18 protein-coding genes, 1 pseudogene and 2 riboswitches are annotated in these 20,228 nt (G+C 70.6%); of the genes and pseudogenes, 7 read left to right on the forward strand and 12 right to left on the reverse strand.

All coding sequences use genetic code 11. The annotated features are described in order from the left end of the window. Positions 1-31: 31 nt before the first annotated feature. The 3 genes from aceB (at position 32) to metE (ending at position 5,397) form a co-directional block, all read left to right on the forward strand. Positions 32-1,627, forward strand: a complete 1,596-nt coding sequence (gene aceB, locus StrepF001_RS24420) for a malate synthase A (protein ID WP_129800347.1) — start codon at positions 32-34, stop codon at positions 1,625-1,627. Then, a complete protein-coding gene (locus StrepF001_RS24425; protein WP_129800348.1) occupies positions 1,624-2,493 on the forward strand; it encodes a 3-hydroxybutyryl-CoA dehydrogenase in 870 nt (289 codons plus the stop codon). Before aceB ends, StrepF001_RS24425 begins: the two co-directional genes overlap by 4 nt. A 187-nt stretch (positions 2,494-2,680) precedes the next feature. Continuing rightward, positions 2,681-2,904, forward strand: a riboswitch (cobalamin riboswitch). Positions 2,905-3,078: 174 nt separating this feature from the next. Continuing rightward, positions 3,079-5,397, forward strand: coding sequence for a 5-methyltetrahydropteroyltriglutamate--homocysteine S-methyltransferase (gene metE / locus StrepF001_RS24430; RefSeq protein WP_129800349.1), 2,319 nt, complete (start codon positions 3,079-3,081; stop codon positions 5,395-5,397). Positions 5,398-5,503: 106 nt separating this feature from the next. Here the strand turns inward: metE and StrepF001_RS24435 are convergent, their stop codons facing one another. The 12 genes and pseudogenes from StrepF001_RS24435 to StrepF001_RS48230 form a co-directional block, all read right to left on the reverse strand. After that, the gene (locus StrepF001_RS24435; protein ID WP_165396353.1) at positions 5,504-6,892 is read right to left on the reverse strand and encodes an MATE family efflux transporter; all 1,389 of its coding nucleotides are present in this window, start codon (positions 6,890-6,892) and stop codon (positions 5,504-5,506) included. After that, positions 6,889-7,911 carry an LLM class F420-dependent oxidoreductase gene (locus StrepF001_RS24440; RefSeq protein ID WP_129800351.1) on the reverse strand — a complete coding sequence of 341 codons (1,023 nt, stop codon included), beginning with the start codon at positions 7,909-7,911 and terminating at the stop codon, positions 6,889-6,891. The genes StrepF001_RS24435 and StrepF001_RS24440 overlap by 4 nt, the downstream gene beginning before the upstream one ends. A 52-nt stretch (positions 7,912-7,963) precedes the next feature. Beyond that, positions 7,964-9,286 (reverse strand): YcaO-like family protein, encoded by a 1,323-nt coding sequence (locus StrepF001_RS24445; protein WP_129800352.1) that lies wholly within the window; start codon positions 9,284-9,286, stop codon positions 7,964-7,966. A 90-nt stretch (positions 9,287-9,376) separates the two neighbouring features. Next, complete coding sequence (locus StrepF001_RS49585) at positions 9,377-9,499, reverse strand: hypothetical protein (protein WP_276322837.1); 123 nt, start codon at positions 9,497-9,499, stop codon at positions 9,377-9,379. A gap of 137 nt (positions 9,500-9,636) precedes the next feature. Further along, entirely contained in the window at positions 9,637-10,329 is a 693-nt protein-coding gene (locus tag StrepF001_RS24450) for a (2Fe-2S)-binding protein (RefSeq protein WP_129800353.1), read from the reverse strand. Positions 10,330-10,514: 185 nt separating this feature from the next. After that, positions 10,515-11,351, reverse strand: a complete 837-nt coding sequence (locus tag StrepF001_RS24455) for an ABC transporter ATP-binding protein (RefSeq protein ID WP_129800354.1) — start codon at positions 11,349-11,351, stop codon at positions 10,515-10,517. Next, positions 11,348-12,361 carry an iron ABC transporter permease gene (locus StrepF001_RS24460; RefSeq protein ID WP_129800400.1) on the reverse strand — a complete coding sequence of 338 codons (1,014 nt, stop codon included), beginning with the start codon at positions 12,359-12,361 and terminating at the stop codon, positions 11,348-11,350. The genes StrepF001_RS24455 and StrepF001_RS24460 overlap by 4 nt, the downstream gene beginning before the upstream one ends. Positions 12,362-12,450: 89 nt before the next feature. Further along, on the reverse strand, positions 12,451-13,443 hold the full coding sequence (locus StrepF001_RS24465; protein ID WP_129800355.1) for an ABC transporter substrate-binding protein: 993 nt from the start codon (positions 13,441-13,443) through the stop codon (positions 12,451-12,453). A gap of 93 nt (positions 13,444-13,536) precedes the next feature. Further along, the gene (locus StrepF001_RS24470) at positions 13,537-13,959 is read right to left on the reverse strand and encodes a (2Fe-2S) ferredoxin domain-containing protein (RefSeq protein ID WP_129800356.1); all 423 of its coding nucleotides are present in this window, start codon (positions 13,957-13,959) and stop codon (positions 13,537-13,539) included. 39 nt (positions 13,960-13,998) lie between these two features. Then, positions 13,999-14,190: riboswitch (cobalamin riboswitch) on the reverse strand. Between the two features lie 173 nt (positions 14,191-14,363). Continuing rightward, positions 14,364-14,495, reverse strand: coding sequence for a hypothetical protein (locus StrepF001_RS49590; protein WP_276322838.1), 132 nt, complete (start codon positions 14,493-14,495; stop codon positions 14,364-14,366). Between the two features lie 190 nt (positions 14,496-14,685). Continuing rightward, positions 14,686-15,327 carry a superoxide dismutase gene (locus tag StrepF001_RS24475; protein ID WP_129800357.1) on the reverse strand — a complete coding sequence of 214 codons (642 nt, stop codon included), beginning with the start codon at positions 15,325-15,327 and terminating at the stop codon, positions 14,686-14,688. Between the two features lie 345 nt (positions 15,328-15,672). Beyond that, positions 15,673-15,825, reverse strand: a pseudogene (locus tag StrepF001_RS48230) (GNAT family N-acetyltransferase); the annotation flags it as partial. A gap of 177 nt (positions 15,826-16,002) precedes the next feature. Between StrepF001_RS48230 and StrepF001_RS24485 the strand changes: the two are divergent. The 4 genes from StrepF001_RS24485 to StrepF001_RS24500 all read left to right on the forward strand — a co-directional run bounded on the left by StrepF001_RS24485 (position 16,003) and on the right by StrepF001_RS24500 (position 20,206). After that, positions 16,003-16,575, forward strand: coding sequence for a GNAT family N-acetyltransferase (locus StrepF001_RS24485; protein ID WP_129800401.1), 573 nt, complete (start codon positions 16,003-16,005; stop codon positions 16,573-16,575). 144 nt (positions 16,576-16,719) lie between these two features. Continuing rightward, positions 16,720-18,309: an ABC transporter substrate-binding protein gene (locus StrepF001_RS24490; RefSeq protein ID WP_129800359.1), complete on the forward strand. Its 1,590-nt coding sequence runs from the start codon at positions 16,720-16,722 to the stop codon at positions 18,307-18,309. A gap of 26 nt (positions 18,310-18,335) precedes the next feature. After that, on the forward strand, positions 18,336-19,304 hold the full coding sequence (locus StrepF001_RS24495; protein WP_129800402.1) for an ABC transporter permease: 969 nt from the start codon (positions 18,336-18,338) through the stop codon (positions 19,302-19,304). A 5-nt stretch (positions 19,305-19,309) separates the two neighbouring features. Continuing rightward, the gene (locus tag StrepF001_RS24500; RefSeq protein ID WP_129800360.1) at positions 19,310-20,206 is read left to right on the forward strand and encodes an ABC transporter permease; all 897 of its coding nucleotides are present in this window, start codon (positions 19,310-19,312) and stop codon (positions 20,204-20,206) included. Positions 20,207-20,228: the final 22 nt, after the last annotated feature.

The raw sequence follows: 20,228 nt of genomic DNA on the forward strand, positions 1-20,228 counted from the left end.
CCTCTGCTCTTCCTCCCCTCAGGAGTACCCGATGTCCACCAGTGCACCGACCACCCGTCGTGTCCGCGTCCTCGCGCCCGTCGGCGACCGTCACGACGAGATCCTCACGCCCGCCGCCCTGGACTTCGTCGGCAGCCTCGTCGCCGCGTTCGGCGACCGCAGGCTCGAGCTGCTCAAGGAGCGCCGCCGGCAGGCGCTGCGCCTCGCGTCCGGCTCCCCGCTCGACTTCCCCATGGTGACGTCCGCCGTCCGCGCCGACCCGGCCTGGCGCGTGGCACCGCCCGCACCCGGCCTGACCGACCGGCGCGTGGAGATCACCGGGCCACCCGACCGTCGTATGGCCGTCAACGCGCTCAACTCCGGCGCCAAGGTGTGGATGGCCGACTTCGAGGACGCCACCGCCCCCCTCTGGGACAACGTCATCGACGGGCAGCTCACCCTGCTCGACGCCATCGAACGGCGGATCGACTTCACCACGCCGGAGGGCAAGGAATACCGGCTGGGTGATCAGCTCGCCACCATCGTGGTCCGCCCGCGCGGCTGGCACCTCGACGAGGAGCACCTCGAATACGACGGCCGGCCCGTGCCCGCTGCACTGGTGGACTTCGGCCTGTACTTCTTCCACTGCGCCCAGCGGCAGATCGACGCGGGCCACGGCCCGTACTTCTACCTGCCGAAGCTGGAGAACCGCTACGAGGCCCGCCTGTGGAACGACATCTTCGTCCTCGCCCAGGAACTGCTCGGCATACCCCGCGGCACCATCCGCGCCACGGTCCTCATCGAGACGATCACCGCCGCGTTCGAGATGGAGGAGATCCTCTACGAGCTGCACGAGCACAGCTCCGGCCTCAACGCAGGCCGATGGGACTACCTGTTCAGCCTGATCAAGACCTTCGGCCACCGCACCGACTTCCTCCTCCCCGACCGGGCAAAGGTCACGATGACCGCCCCCTTCATGCGGGCGTACACCGAACTGCTCGTGCGCACCTGCCACCGGCGCGGCGCCCACGCGATCGGCGGCATGGCCGCCCAGGTGCCGGGCAAGGACCCGGCCGCGTACGAGGCGGCGCTCGCCAAGGTGCGGCTGGACAAGGAGCGGGAGGCGGAGGACGGTTTCGACGGCTCCTGGGTCGCCCATCCCGGGCTCGTGCCGGTATGCCGGAAGGTGTTCGACGCCGTCCTCGGTGTCCGGCCGCACCAGATCGACCGTACGCGCGACGACGTGGAGGTGACCGCCGCCGATCTGTTGTCGGTGCGCCGGATCAGCGGCCCGCCCACGGATGAGGGCGTGCGCACCAACATCGCCGTCGTGGTGCGCTACTTCGCAGCCTGGCTGCGCGGGCAGGGGGCCGTCGCGCTGTACGGCCTGATGGAGGACGCGGCCACAGCGGAGATCGCGCGGGTGCAGATCTGGCAGTGGCTGCGACACCGCGTCATCGACCGGGAGACGGTCGTGCGGGTGCTCGACGACGAACTCGCCGCGCTCGGTGCCGAGTACGCGTGGGCGCCCGTCGACGAGGTCCGGGCGCTGTTCGAACGGGTCGCGCTGGCAGGTGAGTTGCCGCTGTTCTTCACCCCGGACGCCTACACCCGCCACCTCGTGCGGCGGACGGAGGCCGGGGCGTGAGCGGGGCCATCCGGCGTGTCGGCGTGGTCGGCGGCGGGCAGATGGGAGCCGGCATCGCCGAGATGTGCGCACGGGCCGGGCTCGACACCGTGGTGTGCGAGGTGGACGCGGTCGCGGCCCGCGCCGCACGGGACCGCGTGGCGGCATCGCTCGACCGCGCGGTACGGCGCGGCAAGCTGGAGGAGACCGCCGCGCGGGACACGCTCGCCCGCACGGTGTTCACCGGCAGCCTGGACGACCTCGCCGACCGGCAACTCGTTGTCGAAGCCGTCGTCGAGAACCCGGACGCCAAGACCGAGGTGCTCGCTGCCCTCGACAAGATCGTCGAGGATCCGGCGGCCGTACTGGCCACCAACACCTCCTCCCTGCCGATCATGCGGCTCGGCATGGCGACCGGCCGCGCGGACCGGGTCGTGGGCCTCCACTTCTTCAACCCCGTCCCAGTGCTGCCGCTGGTGGAGGTCGTGACCTCCCTGCACACGTCGGCCGCGGCAACCGCCGCGGTCGAGGACTTCGCGACCCGCGTGCTCGGCAAGACCGTGATCCGCTCCCAGGACCGGGCGGGCTTCGTCGTCAACGCCCTGCTCGTCCCCTACCTGCTGTCCGCGATCCGGATGGCGGAGTCAGGCTTCGCCACCGCCGCCGACATCGACACCGGCATGGAGCTCGGCTGCGCCCACCCCATGGGCCCGCTGAAGCTCGCCGACCTGATCGGCCTGGACACCGTCGCCTCGATCGCCGAGTCGCTCTACGACGAGTTCCGCGAGCCGCTGTACGCCCCGCCGCCGCTGCTCCAGCGGATGGTGGAGGCGGGACTGCTCGGCCGGAAGACAGGCCGGGGCTTCCACACCTACGACCAGGGCTGAGGGCCTGGTACGACGCGGGCTGAGGGGCCCGCACCGCCGCGAGGGTGAGTGTCCCGCGCGGCGTCACAGGGGAAGGGCGGGAAGCGCGAGTGCGGCGCTTCCCGCCCCGTGGCGTTCATGGCCTCGGGTGTCCCAGCTCACCATCCGAATGCTGGATGCGACCCGTCGCGCGGACGCGGCGCCCCGTAGGCTGGCCGGTGCAGCTGGTTCGCCCCGTCAACCAGGCGGGATGCGTCGTAAGAGGGAACCCGGTGGGAATCCGGGACTGCCCCGCAGCGGTGAGCGGGAACGACCGCCGTCATACGCACTGGGCCCGACGTACCGGGCCTGGGAAGCGACGGCCAGTAGGTGTCCTCCGTCCGGAGGGCGTGCCCGTGAGTCCGAAGACCTGCCAACTGCCCGCGCACGAACCGCTCGTGCACGGACAGCCCGGTGACCTCGAGGGCGGGTCGGCGTACATACCAGGCGGATCGACCGCGCAGTGCCAACTGCCGTGCGAGGTCGTGTCCGTCCGGTCCGTCACCCCTTCGCGTTCTCGTCCCCGTCCCCGGGATCTCAGGGATTCATCTCGCGAAGGAGATCTCCGTGACCACCAAGCCCGCAGCCGCGGCAGCACGGGCCACCGTGTACGGCTACCCCCGCCAGGGACAGAACCGTGAACTGAAGAAGGCGATCGAGGGCTATTGGAAGGGCCGAGTCACCGCACACGCCCTCCGCTCCACCGCCGCCGAACTGCGTGCCGCCAACTGGCGGCAGCTCGCCGACGCCGGCATCCACGAGGTGCCGACCGGCGACTTCTCGTACTACGACCACGTGCTCGACACCACCGTCATGGTCGGCGCGATCCCCGAGCGGCACCGCGCCGCTGTCGCAGCGGACACGCTGGACGGCTACTTCGCCATGGCCCGCGGCACCCAGGACATCGCGCCGCTGGAAATGACCAAGTGGTTCGACACCAACTACCACTACCTTGTCCCTGAGCTGGGCCCGGACACCGAGTTCACCGCCGACTCGGCCAAGCAGGTCGCGGAGCTGAAGGAGGCCCTCGCCCTGGGTCTGACGGCCCGGCCGGTACTCGTCGGCCCGGTCACGTATCTGCTGCTCGCCAAGCCCGCCCCCGGCGTGGCCGCCGGCTTCGAGCCGCTGACTCTCCTCGACCGCCTGCTGCCGGCGTACGCCGAAGTCCTCGCCGACCTGCGCGCGGCCGGCGCCGGGTGGGTCCAGTTGGACGAGCCCGCCCTCGTCCAGGACCGCACCCCGGCCGAACTGAACGCCGCCGAGCGCGCCTACCGCGACCTCGGCGCCCTCACCGACCGGCCGAAGCTGCTGGTCGCCTCGTACTTCGACCGCCTCGGCGACGCCCTGCCGGTGCTGGCGAAGGCCCCGGTCGATGGGCTCGCCCTGGACTTCACCGAGGCCGCCGCCGCCAACCTGGACGCCCTCGCCGCCGTCGGCGGACTGCCGGGCAAGCGACTGATCGCCGGTGTCGTCAACGGCCGCAACATCTGGGTCAACGACCTGGAGAAGTCCCTGGCCACCCTGGGCACCCTGCTCGGCCTGGCCGACCGGGTCGACGTGTCCGCCTCCTGCTCGCTCCTCCACGTGCCCCTCGACGCGGCGACCGAGCGTGACATCGAGCCGCAGATCCTGCGCTGGCTCGCCTTCGCCCGCCAGAAGACCACCGAAATCGTCACCCTCGCGCGCGGCCTCGCCCAGGGCACCGACACCATCGCCGCCGAACTCGCCGCCAACCGCGCCGACCTGGCTTCCCGGGCAACCTCCCCCATCACCCAGAACCCGGCCGTGCGCGCCCGTACCGCCGCCGTCACCGAGGCCGACGCCCGCCGCTCCCAGCCGTACGCCGAGCGCGCCGCCGCCCAGCGCGCCCACCTCGGCCTGCCCCTGCTGCCGACGACCACGATCGGCTCCTTCCCGCAGACAGGCGAACTGCGCACCGCACGCGCCGACCTGAGGGCCGGGCGGATCGACACCGCCGGCTACGAAAAGCGCATCAAGGCCGAGATCCAAGAGGTCATCTCCTTCCAGGAGAAGACCGGCCTGGACGTCCTGGTGCACGGCGAGCCCGAGCGCAACGACATGGTCCAGTACTTCGCCGAGCAGCTCACCGGCTACCTCGCCACCCAGCACGGCTGGGTGCAGTCCTACGGCACCCGCTACGTCCGCCCGCCGATCCTGGCCGGTGACATCTCCCGCCCCGAGCCGATGACGGTGCGCTGGACGACGTACGCCCAATCGCTCACGGAAAAGCCGGTCAAGGGCATGCTCACCGGCCCGGTCACCATGCTCGCCTGGTCCTTCGTCCGCGACGACCAGCCCCTCGGCGAGACGGCCAGGCAGGTGGCGCTCGCCCTGCGCGACGAGGTGACCGACCTGGAAGTGGCCGGGAGTTCCGTCATCCAGGTCGACGAGCCCGCCCTGCGGGAAACGCTGCCGCTGCGGGCCGCCGACCATTCCGGCTATCTCGCGTGGGCCACGGAAGCCTTCCGCCTCACCACCGCCGGAGTGCGGCCGGACACCCAGATCCACACCCATATGTGCTACGCCGAGTTCGGTGACATCGTGCAGGCCATCGACGACCTCGACGCCGACGTCATCAGCCTGGAAGCCACCCGCTCCCACATGCAGGTCGCCCGCGAACTCGCCGCGCACGGCTATCCGCGCGAGGCCGGACCGGGCGTGTACGACATCCACTCACCCCGCGTCCCCAGCCCTGAAGAGGCGGCGGAGCTGCTGCGGACCGGCCTGAAGGCGATCCCGGCCGAACGCCTGTGGGTCAACCCCGACTGCGGTCTGAAGACCCGCGGCTGGCCCGAGACCCGGGCGTCCCTGGAGAACCTGGTCGCCGCCGCTCGTACGGTACGGCAGGAGATTTCCACGTCCTGACACCAGGCTGATGGCTGGGGGTGGAGCGTCCGCGCCCCACTCCCAGCCCAGGGCGGGTTGGAGGCCGGCCACCAGTGCCCGCGATGGCGTCCCCACGGGACAGTCGTTACGTCACGGCGGCTGTGCCCGAAGCGCTCTCCCCGGTCCGGAACCGCAGCCTGTACCGCAGATGGATCAGCAGGGCGTACAGAACGGCGAACGCCGTCCAGGCCAGATACAGGCCGGGGAGGCCGAGGCCGAGGTGGACCCCGAGGAACCAGCCGAGCGGGATGAGCATCGTGTAGTCGGCGGTGACGGACGCGGTCATGACGGACCGGGTGTCCCCCACGGCCCGCAGCAGTGAGCCTCGGGACATCGCGAGCACCATCGGCGCCATGCTCAACAGTGCCAGGGGCGTGGCCTCCCAGGCCAGTTCGGCCACCGCCGGGTCCTCGGTGACCACGGAGATCAGCGGCCTGCCGAGGGCGAAGGCCACCGCCGACGGCAGGGCGAGCATGAGCAGCAGCAGCCGCGTGCCCGCCCGGTGCCAGGCAACGGCACGGCCGCGGTCGCCCCGGCCGAGGTCCTGCCCCGCCAGGACCATCACCGCGGAGGCTCCGGAGGCCAGGACGGTGAAGACCACGAGAAGCAGGTTGTCCACGATGCGGTAGGCCGCCAGCTCGTGGGTGCCCATCCGGGCGGCGAAGCCCGCGAGCAAGGCCTCGTTGACGTAGCCGATGCCCAGCGTGCTCATCTCCGGCCAGCCGATCCGCCACAAGCCGCGCGTGATGTCCCGGCTGCTGTCGGCGGCCGTGTCGCCGGTCGCGCGCAGCAGGCGGGTCCGGCAGTACAGCAGCAGGTAGCCGGTGCCGGCGGCGGTGGCGGCCAGGGTGGCGATCGCGGCGCCGGTGACGCCGAGACCGGACCAGAAGATGAGCAGCAGGCCGAGGGGCAGGTTGACCGCGTTGACCAGCAGCGCGGTGTACATGGAGACCCGGGTGGCACCGATGCCGGCGCAGGCGCCTTGCAGGGTGAAGGACACCGCGGCGACGGGCACGGCCCAGGCGAGCACGCGCAGATAGGCGGTGCCGGGGCCGATCAGGTCCTGCGGGGCTCCGAGGACGGTCAGCATGGGTGTGGCCAGGGCGTACAGCAGCGCCCCGACGACGACTCCGGCGGCGAGCGCGGTGATCAGGCCGACCCGGACGACGCGGGCGACCTCGTCGGGGCGTCCCGCGCCGTGGCGCTGGGCGACCTGCACCTGAACGGCGGTCGCCCAGCCCCGTACGACGATGAGTGCGACCAGGTACACCGGCGCGGCGAGCGCGAACGCGCTCAGGGCGTCGGTGGACAGGCGGGCGAGCATGACCGTGTCGACGATGTTCAGGGCGATCTGGGTGAGACCGGCTATGAGCAGCGGGTACGCCAGCCTCCAGACGCCCCGGACGGTCGGCGGGATCTGCTGCGCACCGGCGGGGTCGTTCACCGACGGGTCGGTCGCGGAACGGTCGGTCACAGCGCGGCCTGGGCGGCTTCCAGAAGTTCGATGTCGCGGTCGAGCAGGATCAGGGTGTCCACGCGCGAGTCCTTCCAGGCGATGATCCGGTCGATGATGGCCGGCAGGGGTCCGGCGAGGGCGACCTGGTCGATCAGTGTGTCGGGGACCGCCGCGACGGCCTCGCTCTTGCGGCCGTCGGCGAGCAGCGTCCGCAGGTCGTGGGCCGGTCCCTCGTATCCCATCTGGCAGGCGACGTCGAAGTAGGTGTTGCGTATGCCGGGACCGACCGCTCCGATCAAGTGGGCGAACAGTGGTCGCAGTTCGTCGCGGCCCTCCTCGACCGTGTCGGCGCGGGCCACGTACAGGATCGGGCAGATCCGCACTTCGTCGGGTGCGCGGCCGGCCCGTGCGAGCCCTTCGTCCAGGGGACGGGTCAGGGCCGCCTCGTGCTCAGGCGCGTACAGACCGGACAGCCAGCCGTCGGCGATTTCGCCGGTCAGTGCCACGCTGCGGGGCCCGATCGCGCCCAGGTAGAGCGGGATGTCGGAGCGCAGCGGTGTCATCTCCGATTTCACCGGGCGGGCCTGGCCGCTGGATCCCGGTCCCCGGTACGGGAGTTGGTAGATCTCGCCGTCGTACGAGACGCGTTCGGTGCGTGTGATCACCTTGCGGACGATGTCGACGTATTCGCGGGTCCGCTGGAGCGGTCGGTTGTACGGCCTGCCGTGCCAGCCCTCGACGATCCACGGGACGGACAGGCCGAGTCCGAGCCGGAAACGCCCGCCGGACAGCATGTCGAGGGTCATCGCGGTCATGGCGGTGGCGGCCGGGGTGCGCGCCGGGATCTGCATGATGGCGGTGCCGAGTGCGATCCGCCGGGTTCTGGCGGCGAGATAGCCAAGGACGCTGACCGCGTCGGGGCCGTACTCCTCCACGCTCCACACCGAGTCGACACCGATCTGCTCGGCGCGCTCGACGATCGGCAGCACCTGTTCGATGGGTTCTCCGCCGTAGCCCAGGGCCAGCCCGAGGCGCATGCGAGGGCTCCTTCCGTACGTCGTGTCGGGGGTCGTCGGTGGCGTGGAGCCGTCAGGAGAACGGCAGGGGATCGAGCACCAGGCCGGTTTCCGTGAGCGGGCCGGGAACCCAGCCGCGGGCGACCGGTTCCTCGTACAGCCGGCGCCCGCCGAGGAACGGGAAGGCGGCCGGGGCGTTGCAGCTGAGCCCGGGCACGAGCACGCGGGCGGCATGAAGGCCCGCCGCCCGCACCTCCGGTGTCGTCAGGTCGACGGTGACGGCCCGCAGGCCCTGGGCGGTGAGCTGCCGCAGATACCCCTCCGCAGAAGTGCGCGGCAAGGGGCGTGGTGTGCCGGGAGCGCGCAGCCGGTCGAGCCGGGAGCCCTGCGTGCGCGGGTCGAGGTGGAACTGCACCTGCAGGCGTACGTCGTTGATGTCGCGCAGGTCGGGCCGGAAGTCGTCCCGGTAGGCCCGGTCGCTCCGGTACGGCCGGTACGGGCGGTGGCCGTACCGGCCCGCGCGGACGCCGGTCCAGAAGCCGCCGTCGTGGTCGAGCAGTTCCATCCCGGTCTCGTGCATGCCGACGGCCTCGGTGAGTGCCTTGGCCGCCGCGGCCTCGGCACTGGAGCGGCAGGCGCTGCCGAACGCGACGAGCTGCCGGGTCGGGTCCTCGATGAACGCGCCGACGACCGTGACGGCGAAGGTCGAGGGGATGCGCAGGAAGGTCACCAGAAGGCCGGCGGCCTGGGCCTCGTCGGCCGCGGCGGCGACGGGACCACCGGTTTGCGGGACGAGTGCCGTGGCCGGCGCGCCGCTCAGCCACCACAGGGTGACGGCGTCACGCTCCAGCACTTCTTCCAGGGCGGCGCGTTGTGCCTGCTCGGAGCTGGGTCCGGCCGCGGCGCCCGCCAGGAGGGGGTAGTTGGTGGGCGGCTCGGCGGAGTGCGGGCCGCGGAAGTAGTTGACGTACGCCAATGACGCGGGGACGAGTACTTCTGCGCCGTCGGTGAGGTCGGTGCCCGGCACCCAGGCGATCTCCAGGTCGGGCGTCATCGCCACGAAGGGAAAGCCGCGATGGGCGTACTGCGACGGCGAGTACAGGGCGAACTCGCGAGGGTCGGCCGCGGGCGTGCCCGCTCGGGCCAGTTGTCCGTGGGACGCCATGGGCAGTGCGGGCGGAACAACGTTGCCGCAGTAGCGTTCGACGGCCTCGCCCATGGCCGCTTCGCGTGCCTTGTCGTGGTCGCCGAGCGCGGCGCCGCCGGTGACAGTGTCGACGACGTAGGGGGCGAACTCGGGCCGTGCCGACAGATGGGCGCTGTAGGAGACGCAGCTCGGGACGGGCTCGACCCGGGGGCGGTCGCGGGTGACCCGTTCGATCAGACCTGGCAGCACAGCGTTTCGCGTTCCTCTCCGGTCGGGCGGTGCGGCGGAACAGATGCGGGGGCGGGGAGTGACGGTGCGTCACTCCCCGCCCGTCGATGCTCAGCTGTCGGTCTGCTCGTCCTCGGCTTCCTCACGCCACTCGAACGGAGCGTCGACCGCCGGGGTGTGGGACTTCAGACCCTTCTGGGGTTCCTCGGGTTCGGCCCAGCCGTGGTGCGCCATGTGCGTCCTCCTCAGATCAGCACAGGACTGCCAACTCACTTGCACATCCTGTGCAGTTGCGAGCTGATTGCGGCTCTCAGGCTAGGCGGGGCTCAATTGAATTCGCAATACCTCTTTCCGGTCAGGAACTGCGGAATTCATCCGGCCAGCGAGCAGTCCTCGCACTTCACTCCCGAGGGCACCCGGTAATACAGACAACAACTGCGTCTGCGGAAACTGAGATCGGGCCCGATGACCTTTCCGGTACCGGCCAGCCGGCCGGTGTTCAGCATGCCGTCGACGAGGTCGGCGAGGGGCTCGCGCAGAGCCGGTCTGGCCGCCAGGATGGCGCGGGCCGCCTCGACGAGCGCCGAGGCCGCGTTCCCGGCGAGCAGCCCGGGGGCCACCTTGACGCGCAGTCCGGCGGCCAACGCGTCCAGGTGCCGGGTCATGACCATCTCGTACAGCACGTCCGTGAGGTGCGGGATCTCGGGCGCGTACCAACCGGTGGGGGCGGCGGGCAGACGCAGTGCGGGGCCGTCGTCGGCGCGGTACAGCCGCTCCAGGTCGGGGACGACGCCGTGGACAACAGTGCAGGCCAGTACCGGTGACCACAGGCGCGCCGCATGTCCGAGTTGCACAACGGAGGCGCCGATGCGCAGTTCGCGGGTGTCGTAGCGGTCGGCCGTCGCCGTGATCAGGTCGGCGACTCCGCGCGCGTACGCGTCCTCGACCGGGTGCCATCCGTCGTCCGGGCCGCCCAACTCGATCGCGAAGAAGCCACCGAAGGCCGCGACCTCCTCCAGGGCTGCGGCGACGGCGACGACAGGGGCTTGCCGCAGGGCATTCATGTCGACTCCCACATGTCATGTCGTGATGAAGCAGTCTCGGAACGTACGAACTTGAATCACTGCGCGACAAAGTGCACGGAATTCAGGCCCGGCACACGTCGGGGAAACCTCCCCGCATTTCCTCGAAAAACGACAGGCCGTGTCGCTGCGACGAACTCCTCAGCGGATACGGACAGCCCTCGAAATCACCCCTTTCCGAAGTGATCGGCGCCGGAAAGCAACGTGATGTGCGGTACGCCGGTGCGGGGGTGCTCGGTCACCTCGGCGTCGACGCGGTAGACGTCGGCGAGCAGTTCGGCGGTGAGGACCTCCGAGGGGGATCCGGTGGTCACGACGCGGCCGCCGTTCATCACGCAGATCCGGTCGCAGAACCCGGCGGCCAAGTTGAGGTCGTGGAGGGCTACGAGGGCCGTCACGCCGAGCCGGCGGACGAGTCGCAGTGTGTCGAGCTGATGGCGCAGATCGAGGTGGTTGGTCGGCTCGTCGAGCACCATCGTGCCTGCGCGCTGGGCGAGTGCCCGGGCGATGAGCACCCGCTGCTTCTCCCCGCCGGACAACCGGTTGAAGGGGGCCTGCGCGAGACCGGCCGCGTCGAGTTCGGCCAGTGCGGCCATGATGATGGCGCGGTCGTCGGTGTCGTCCCCGTCGAAGGGCCGCTTGTGCGGGGTGCGGCCCATGGCCACCACGTCGTAGACCGAGAGCTCGAAGTCCCCTGCGGACTCCTGCAGGACGGCAGCCAGTTGGCGTGCCAGGCTCTTCCCGGACATCCGCCGGACGTCATGGCCGTCGAGCAGCACCCGTCCCGAAGTGGGGCGCAAGGCTCGGTAGACCGTGCGCAACAGGGTGGACTTTCCGGCGCCGTTGGGTCCTACGAGCCCCACCACCTCGCCGGGAGCCACCCGCAGCGACGCCCGGTCCACCAGTGCCCGGCCATCGACGACGACCGAGACGTCCTGAGCGGCCAGCGTGCCGGGCGCCGCCGCGGCCATGACCGTGCCCGCCGTCGTGGCTGTCTCCGTCATGCCGTCCTCCGTCGCATCAGCCACAGGAAGAAGGGGCCGCCGACCAGGGCGGTGAGGATGCCCACGGGAATCTCCTCCGGGCTCATGACGGTGCGCGCCGCGAGATCGGCGGCGATGAGGAAGGCCGCGCCGAGCAGTGCCGCGGCGGGCAGCGCACGGCGGTGGTCGGCACCGACGAGCAGCCGCACCACGTGGGGCATGATCAGGCCGACGAAGCCGATCTGGCCGCTGACGGCGACGATCGTGCCGATCATGACGGCGACCAGGGTGAACAGCGCGGCGCGGAAGCGATGCACGTCCAGGCCGAGCGCCACGGCGGCCTCCTCCCCCGCGAGCAGCAGGTTGAGGGACCGGCAGACGCCGAGCAGGACGGCCGTGCCGAGCAGGACGGCGGCGACGGGGGTCCACACCACCGTCCAGGTGGTGCCGCCCAGTCCGCCCAGCATCCAGCGCAGCGCCGACTGCGTCTTGTGCGGGTCGTCGGAGGTGACGACCAGGAAGCTGGCGAGTGCCGACAGCACCTCGGCCGTCGCCACACCTGCCAGCACCAGCCGCACGGTGGTCATCCGCCCGCCCGACCGGGCCAGGAAGTAGACGGCGACGAGCGCGGCGAGAGCGCCGAGGAACGCCGCCACCGGCAGCGAGAACACCCCGAACAGGCTGAGGTTGAACACGACGACCAGCACCGCGCCGACCGAGGCGCCCGACGACACGCCGAGCAGCATCGGATCCGCGAGGGGATTGCGCACCAGTGCCTGCAGGGCCATCCCGGACACCGCCAGGCCCGCGCCCACGACGCCGGCCAGCAGCACCCGGGGCAGCCGTACGTCGATGACGATCGTCTCGCGGACCGGAGTCCACGTCGGGTCGGCCAGCGCCGGATGCACCCGGTGCAGCAGGATGCCCCACACCTGGTCGGCCGAGACGCTGATGGATCCGGCGGCGATCCCGAAGGTGGCCGCGACGACCACCAGAACGGCCAGCAGCAGAAGCACGAGCGGGTAGGGGATCCCGGGGCGTCGCCGGAGGCCGTCCGCAGCCCCGGCCGCATGCGGCGCACCCTCGGTCTCCTTCACGCCCTTGGCGTCGATGGCGCCGCTCACTTGAAGCGATCCGGGTGGAGCTGCCGGGCCAGGGACTCCACTGCGGACGGCACCCGGACGCCCAGCACCGTGGACGACAGGGGCAACACAGCGAACCGCTTGTTCTTGATGGCGGGAACGTCCTTCAGCGCCGGGTTCGACAGCAGGAACTTCTTCTTGTCCTCGACCGGCTGGTCGCCGTAGTCGTAGATGACGATGGCCTCAGGCGCGCGCTCGGCCACCTGCTCGAACGACACGTCACCGAACGCCTTGTCCAGGTCGGCGAAGAGATTCACCCCGCCGGCCTGCTTGATCATCTCGTTGCCGATGCCCGCACCGCCGGCGGTGAAGGCGGTCTTGTCGCCGCTGTCGTAGACGAAGAGCTCGACCGGAGTGACTCCGGCGATCTTGTCCTCGACCGTATCCAGGGTGGCGTGGAGCTGCTTCAGCTCCTGCTCGGCCCGGTCCGCCACACCGAAGATCTTGGCCACGTTCCGGATCTCCTGGTCCATCGTGGCCATCGTCACGGGTCCGGACGGGCATTCCTCGATGTTCAGATACGAGTTGATCCCCGCCTTGGACAGGGTGTCGCGGCTGCGGCCCTCCTTCTCGTCGAAGGTGCTGGCGAAACCGCCGTAGGCGAAGTCGGGTTCGGCGGCCAGCAGCGTCTCGAACGACGGGTACTCCTTCGCGATGACCTTGATGCCGTCGTACGCGTCCTGGTACTCGGGGAGAATCTTGTCGTCGAGATAGGCCGTGCCCACCATCGACTTCTCCAGGCCCAGCGCCAGCATGACCTCGGTCGCGTGCTGGTTCAGCGACACCGCACGCTGCGGAGGACGCTGATAGGTGGTCTTCACACCGCAGTTGGACACCGTGACCGGGAAGCCCTCGGCGGCCGAGCCCGCCCGAGCGGCGTCGTCCTGGGTGGCGCTCCCGCCACAGCCGGATATCAGCAGGGCGGCCGCGGCCATCGCCGACAGCAGGGACATCGGGCGTTTGCCCATCATGGGGTGGGTCCTCTCACCGCAGGGTGGAACCGGAACGGTCCGGACAGTGGTCCGGAGGACGGCCGGGTACCGCAGCCGGCCGGAGTAACTGAGTCAGTCGCGTCGGGTCAGCTGCCGAGCCGCCGGGGTAGCCGGCGTCACGGAGCGCCCGACCCGGGCACGCCGGGGCGGGGTGAAGACGTAGAGGTCCAGGATGTCCGGCAGCTCTGCGAGGCCCGGTCCGCCCGCCCGCACCCAGGCGGTGATGTCCTCGGTCGCGGCGGGATCGTTGACGAGACCGAACCAGACCGGCCGGCCACCGGCGGCACGTCCCGCGGACGAGGGCTGAACGACGATCACGTTCGCCTGCTCGCACACATCGAGACAGCCGGTGATCCGGACCGGGGCATTGTCGGCAAGCCGCGCTGTCTGCTCACCGTGGTCCACACCGGTCACCTTCGCACTGCCGCAGCAGCAGTCACGGCACACCACGACCCGGCACGGCACCGAACCGCCCCGCGACACCTCCGTGGGCATCCCGACGAGCCCTCCTCTCCGGGGAGATCCGCCCCAGTCACATCGAGGAGGCGACCGCGTGAGTCTCCTGGCTCTCGGGTCAGTGCTCGCCCCGGCCTTCCCACCCGCGTCCGGGCAGTGGTCTGTTCGGGATCCGCTCGCCGATCACAGTGGCGGGACCGCGCCGGATTCACACCGGCTTCCTCGTTCCGCCGTCGCCTTTGTCGCCGGACATCATGTCAGAAGGACACGTCATCTCATACGCCCGCGACGCGATGGGCCGAGGTGAACTGTTGCACACACCCCGCGGGCGAATGCGCTGCGCGCCACCGCGGTCGCGCGTGAGCCCAAGGGAGGGGGTCGGCCCGAGGGCACGCCGAGCGGTCGGCCGCCGGGTACGGACACCTCGGCGCGCTCCAGAGACATCAGCTGCGCACCTCCGCAGGTCGCAGCCGCTCGGCAGACTCCCCCAGGTATTCCACTCCGTCGCCGTGAATGGCCCGGTGGTTGAGGCTGCGTTCCACGAACTTCAGACGGTGCCGGGCATGCTTGCGCATCGCGGCCGTCGTCCGCGACGACACGCAGGGGCGTGTCGACACCGAGATCCTCGTACTGTCCGCCGGTGGATGAGCCACAGAAGGGCTCCCTCAAGTCACGTCCTCGAGGGAACCCTTCCTTGTGCCGCCTGCAAGTGAAGGGTGAGAAGACGATCACGAGCAGGACATCTGTGTCGACGCGGCTACGGCGTCACGGCGCGAGCAGCAGGCTGTCCCCGCGCTCCTTGGCCGCCGCATAGCGCTTGGCCACGTCCTGCCAGTTGACGACCTGCCACATGGCCTCGATGAAGTCGACCTTCTGGTTGCGGTACTGCAGGTAGAAGGCGTGCTCCCAGGCGTCGAAGACGAGGATCGGGGTCGAGCCCTGGCCGATGTTGCCCTGGTGGTCGTAGACCTGCTCGACGATCAGGCGCCCGCTGAGCGGCTCGTAGGCGAGGACGCCCCAGCCGGAGCCCTGGGTGGTGGCCGACGCCTTGGACAGCTGGGCCTTGAAGTGGGCGAACGAGCCGAAGGACTCGGCGATCGCGTCCGCCAGTTCGCCCACGCCGTCCTTCTCCAGTGGCTCGCCGCCGCCGTCACCGGTCATGTTGTGCCAGTAGATCGAGTGCAGGATGTGCCCGGAGAGGTGAAAGGCCAGGTTCTTCTCCAGGCCGTTGATCGACCCCCACACCTCCTTGTCCCGCGCCTCCGCGAGCTGCTCCAGCGTGTCGTTGGCGCCCTTCACGTACGCCGCGTGGTGCTTGTCGTGGTGCAGCTCGATGATCTCGGGGCTGATGACCGGGGCGAGGGCCGCGTAGTCGTACGGGAGCTCCGGGAGCGTGTAAACCGCCATGTCCAACATCCTCCGACCTAATTGCAATTCATGTGCAACTGCACGCTAACAGTAAGAGCAACGCCTTGCCGATCAGGCGTTGGTCCTAGGACCATGAGCCGTGTCGCGGAAGGCACAGGAGCCGGCACTCCGGCAGAGGCAGCAAGATGAGCGGGCCCCCGCAGGCGGCGCGCGACGGGTTGGCCCTCTCGCCCGAATCCCGTGTTCTGCTGCGGCGGCACGGGCTGCGCTGCACGCAGGGACGTCTGCGGACAGTGGCCCACCGCGCACACAGCAGGCAGCCGGGCAAGCCCTCCCCCCAGACCAACGCCTCGTGGCCGAGAGCCCGCTTCAGCGGATGGGCGACACGCGCACCGAGGCCAGTCCGGCGTCCCGCGCCTGGCCGATCATGTGCTCCATCAGGAGGCGCCCGATTCCCCCGCCTTGGGCATCGTCCGCGACGAACGCCAGGTCCAGCTCCGGCGGATCCAGGATGAGCGCGCAGAAGCCCAGCAGTCGCAGCACCCGACAGTCCGCACGCAGTCCGGGTACACAACACTCGGGAGTTATTGCACACTGTTCGCAATAACTGGTTACCTGCAGAAGGGGCACCGCGTGAGGTCCGACCGGCCCGTCGGCTTCCCTGCAGCACGCGGCTCCACACCCGGCGCCAACGGCTGCCGCACAGGCGGCCCGATGGCCACGGACATCCACCTCTGCACCGGTGAGGAGCTGCTGACGCACGCCACCGCGCTGCACTCCGTGTACGTCGACGCCTTCTGCGCCCCGCCCTGGAACGAGGACGAGGAGAAGGCGGTCGAGTTCGTCGGCCGGCTCGCCGGGACCGTGCACCGGCCGGGCTTCACCGCCGCGCTCGCGCTGGCGGGCTCGGCCGTGGCAGGCTTCGCCACGGCCTGGACCACCCGCGCCCCCTTCCCCACGGACCGCTGCTACCCGCAGGCCGCCGCCGGCCTCGGCCTCGAGCGCACCGTGCAGTGGCTGTGCGGCGCCCGCGAGATCGACGAACTCGCCGTCCGCCCCGCCGCCCAGGGCACCGGCCTCGCCGCCGCACTCCTCGATGCCGTCATCGCCGGCGCTCCGGAAGGCCGCGCGTGGCTGCTCACTTCGATCCGGGCGCCCCGGGCCGTCGCCTTCTACCGCGGCCAGGGCTGGACCCAGGCCACCCATCCCTCTCCACAAGGGTCAGGCATCGCCGTCTTCCTCGGCCCGCACCATCCGGCCCGTAGGAGCGCCGTCCTGCCGTTATGACCACGTAGCTCCGCCCGCGTGGTGGCAAGACCGCACCGCAGGGCCCGCCGACCGGCGACGGACTGATGCCTGGTGTGCCTGGGTAATCCTCCAATCGCAATTAACATGCAACAACGTTCTACAAGCAACAAGGGTGTGAGGCTCATGACGACCCGTCGAATACGAGGTGCCGCCGTCACGGCGGCGGCGATGGTGGCCGGGGTCGCCGCCTGCTCCGCCCCGAGCAGCGGCGCGAGCGACGGCAAGCCCGCCGACTCTGTCGTGATCGGGGTGGCCTCCGAACCGGACACCCTCAGTCCGCTGCTCGGCTACGGCAAGGACGGCAACTCCAAGATCTTCGAGGGATTGCTCGCCCGGGACGCCGATCTGGAGCTGAGACCCGCCCTGGCGAAGGCGCTCCCCGAGGTCACTGGCGACGGCCTCACCTACACGTACACCCTGCGCGACGGCGTGGAGTTCAGCGACGGTGAGCCGCTGACCCCGGCCGACGTCGTCTTCACGTACAAGACGATCCTCGACGCCAAGACGAACAACACCTCGCGGAGCGAGCTCGACGCCATCAAGGACGTCCGGGCGAGCGGTGACGACAAGGTCGTCTTCACGCTCAAGTACCCGTACGCGCCGTTCGCCGGGCGCACGGTGCTGCCCATCGTCCCCGAGCACGTCGCCGGCAAGCAGGACCCCAACACCGGCTCCTTCAACACCGAACCGGTCGGCACCGGACCGTACGTCCTCGCGAACTGGAGCAAGGGCGAGAAGCTCACCTTCAAGGCCAACCCGAACTACTGGGGCGGCGAGCCGAAGGTGAAGACGTTCACCATGGCGGTCATCGCGGACGACAACGTGCGCGCCACCCGGCTGCGCTCCGGTGACCTCGACGGCGCGGTCCTCCCGCCCAACCTCGTCGCCACGTTCAAGAACGACGACGGCATGAAGTCGTACGACGCGAAGTCCTACGACTTCCGCACCGTCACCCTCCCCACCGCGAACAAGGTCACGGGCGACCGTGCCATCCGGCAGGCACTCGATGCCGCCGTGGACCGCGAGGCCATGGTCGACAAGGTCCTCGACGGTGCGGGCCGCCCGGCGTACGGGCCGCTGCCGGTCGACGACCCCTGGTTCGCCAAGGGCATCGAGCGCACTCAGGATCTCGACAAGGCCAAGCGGATCCTCGACGAAGCGGGCTGGAAGCCCGGCACGGACGGCATCCGCGCCAAGGACGGCCGACGGGCCGCGTTCACCCTCTTCTATCCTTCCGGCGACAAGGTCCGCCAGGACCACGCCCTCGCCTACGCTTCCGACGCCAAGAAGGCCGGCATCGACGTGACGGTGGAGAGCGCCACCTGGGAGGTCATCGAGCCGCGGATGAAGAACGACGCGGTCCTCGCAGGCTTCGGCAGCACCGGCGACCCCGACTTCGGTCTCTACACGCTGCTGCACTCCTCGCTCGCCGGCGACGGCTTCAACAACATGGGCCGGTACGACAACGCGGCCGTGGACGAGGCGCTGGACACCGGCCGCCGCAGCCAGGACCCGCAAAAGCGCGAGGCCACTTACGCCGCGCTCCAGCGCGAACTCGTGAAGGACCCCGGCTACACGTTTCTGACCCACATCGACCACCTCTACGTGCTCGCGGACCGCTGGGAGGGCCCGAGCACGCAACTCGAGCCGCACGAGCACGGATTCGCCAGCGGCCCGTGGTGGAACATCGAGGACTGGCAGCCCAAGAAGTGACCAGAACCTCCCTGCCCTGGGGAGCGATGGCACGCCTGGCGGGGCGGCGGATGCTGTTCGCCCTCCCCGTCCTCCTCGTCGTCACCTTCGGTGTCTTCGCCATCGCAGCCGCCTCCCCCTTCGATCCCGTCAAGGCGTACGCCGGCACCGCCGCGCTCGGCGCCGACCAGGAGACCCTGGACCGGCTGCGGGACAACCTCGGCGTGGACCAGCCCCTCACCGCCCGCTGGTGGCACTGGTTGACCTCCGCCCTCGGCGGAGACCTCGGCCAGTCCAGCGTGATGCGGCAGCCCGTGGCGCAGGTGATCGGGGAACGCCTCGTGTGGTCCTCCCTGTTGTGCGCGATCGCCTTCGTGCTTGCCGTGCTGACCGGCACCCTGCTGGGTGTGCTGGCCGCCGGCCGCCCCGGATCGATGCTCGACCGGACGGTCACCTCACTCGCCTACGCCCTGGAGGCGGCACCGGTCTTCTGGATCGCGCTGCTGGCCATCTGGCTGTTTGCCCTGCAGTGGGACGTCCTCCCGGCGGGCGGGCTGACGGACACGGCCAGCGAGCAGGTCACCTTGGACCAGGTGGCGAGTCATCTGGTCCTGCCCGCCGGAGTACTCGCCCTCTCCCAACTCCCCTGGTTCACCCTCTACGTACGCCAGGGGGTCGGCGACGCCCTGGCGGAGGACCCCGTACGCGGCGCCCGCGCGAGGGGCGTGAGCGAGAGGACCGTCCTGCTCGGGCACGCCCTGCGCTCCGGCCTGCTGCCGGTGCTCACTCTGATCGGCTCCCGCGTCCCCGAACTCATCACCGGCGCCCTGCTGGTGGAGAGCGTCTTCAGCTGGCCGGGCATCGCGGCGGCCACCGTCGAGGCGGCCACAGCCGTCGACTTCCCGCTGCTCGCCGCCCTCACCACGCTGGCCACCGCCGCCGTCCTCATCGGCAACCTGCTCGCCGACCTCCTCTACGGACTGTTCGACCCGAGGGTGAAGCTCAGTGAAATGTGACTCCCATGGCTGAGGCCACGGTGGGGACCGAGAAGCGGTCCCAGGCCGCATGGCGCTCGGTCGGCCCGAACCGCCGCTCGACGCGTACCCTGCGGCTGCGCACCTCGGCCGTGCTGGTGACCGCGACCGTCCTCGCCGTCCTGCTCGTACCACCGCTGGTCCAACTCGACCAGCAGGCCGTCGATCTGTCCGCCAAGCTGCTGCCACCGAGCTGGGCGCATCCCTTCGGCACCGACGACGTCGGCCGGGACCTGCTCCTGCGCTGCGTCTACGGCCTCAGGGTCTCACTGCTCGTCGGTGTGGCCGCGGCCCTCACGGCGACCGTGATCGGCACCGCCGTCGGGGCCACCGCCGGGGCCCTGGGCGGCTGGGCCGACCGCGGCATCATGCGCGTGGTCGACACCGTCTCGTCCGTACCCCACCTGCTGCTCGGCATCTTCATCGTCGCCATGTTCCGGCCCGGGGTGTGGCCGGTGGTGGTCTCTGTCGCGCTCACCCACTGGCTGTCGACCGCCCGGATCGTCCGGGCCGAGGTCCTGTCCCTGCGCTCGCGCCCGTACATCGACGCCGCCGTCTCCGGGGGCGCGTCCCGGTGGCGGGTGGCGGTACGGCACCTGTTGCCCGCGGTCCTGCCCCAGGCCGCGCTCGCCGCCGTACTGATGGTGCCGCACGCCATGTGGCACGAATCGGCCTTGTCCTTCCTCGGGCTCGGGCTGCCCACCCACACCGCCAGCCTCGGCACCCTCGTCCAGACCGCACGGGGCTCACTGCTCGCCGGACAGTGGTGGCCGACCCTCTTCCCCGGCCTCTTCATCATCGTCCCCACCCTCGCCATCGCCGGCCTCGCCGGAGCCTGGCGCGAGCGGATCAACCCCCGCCGCCGATCGGAGCTGACGCTGTGACCGAACGACCGCCTCAGCAACC

This window comes from Streptomyces sp. F001, assembly GCF_004187715.1.
Lineage (GTDB): Bacteria > Actinomycetota > Actinomycetes > Streptomycetales > Streptomycetaceae > Streptomyces > Streptomyces flavusporus.

Coding starts and splice junctions, on each gene's coding strand:
- StrepF001_RS24450 (WP_129800353.1), bottom strand. CDS start 10,329: ATGAATGCCCTGCGGCAAGCCCCTGTCGTCGCCGTCGCCGCAGCCCTG.
- StrepF001_RS49590 (WP_276322838.1), bottom strand. CDS start 14,495: ATGCGCAAGCATGCCCGGCACCGTCTGAAGTTCGTGGAACGCAGCCTC.
- StrepF001_RS24475 (WP_129800357.1), bottom strand. CDS start 15,327: ATGGCGGTTTACACGCTCCCGGAGCTCCCGTACGACTACGCGGCCCTC.
- StrepF001_RS24495 (WP_129800402.1), top strand. CDS start 18,336: ATGGCACGCCTGGCGGGGCGGCGGATGCTGTTCGCCCTCCCCGTCCTC.
- StrepF001_RS24485 (WP_129800401.1), top strand. CDS start 16,003: ATGGCCACGGACATCCACCTCTGCACCGGTGAGGAGCTGCTGACGCAC.
- StrepF001_RS24490 (WP_129800359.1), top strand. CDS start 16,720: ATGACGACCCGTCGAATACGAGGTGCCGCCGTCACGGCGGCGGCGATG.
- StrepF001_RS24470 (WP_129800356.1), bottom strand. CDS start 13,959: ATGCCCACGGAGGTGTCGCGGGGCGGTTCGGTGCCGTGCCGGGTCGTG.
- StrepF001_RS24455 (WP_129800354.1), bottom strand. CDS start 11,351: ATGACGGAGACAGCCACGACGGCGGGCACGGTCATGGCCGCGGCGGCG.
- StrepF001_RS24465 (WP_129800355.1), bottom strand. CDS start 13,443: ATGATGGGCAAACGCCCGATGTCCCTGCTGTCGGCGATGGCCGCGGCC.
- StrepF001_RS24440 (WP_129800351.1), bottom strand. CDS start 7,911: ATGCGCCTCGGGCTGGCCCTGGGCTACGGCGGAGAACCCATCGAACAG.
- aceB (WP_129800347.1), top strand. CDS start 32: ATGTCCACCAGTGCACCGACCACCCGTCGTGTCCGCGTCCTCGCGCCC.
- StrepF001_RS49585 (WP_276322837.1), bottom strand. CDS start 9,499: ATGGCGCACCACGGCTGGGCCGAACCCGAGGAACCCCAGAAGGGTCTG.
- StrepF001_RS24500 (WP_129800360.1), top strand. CDS start 19,310: ATGGCTGAGGCCACGGTGGGGACCGAGAAGCGGTCCCAGGCCGCATGG.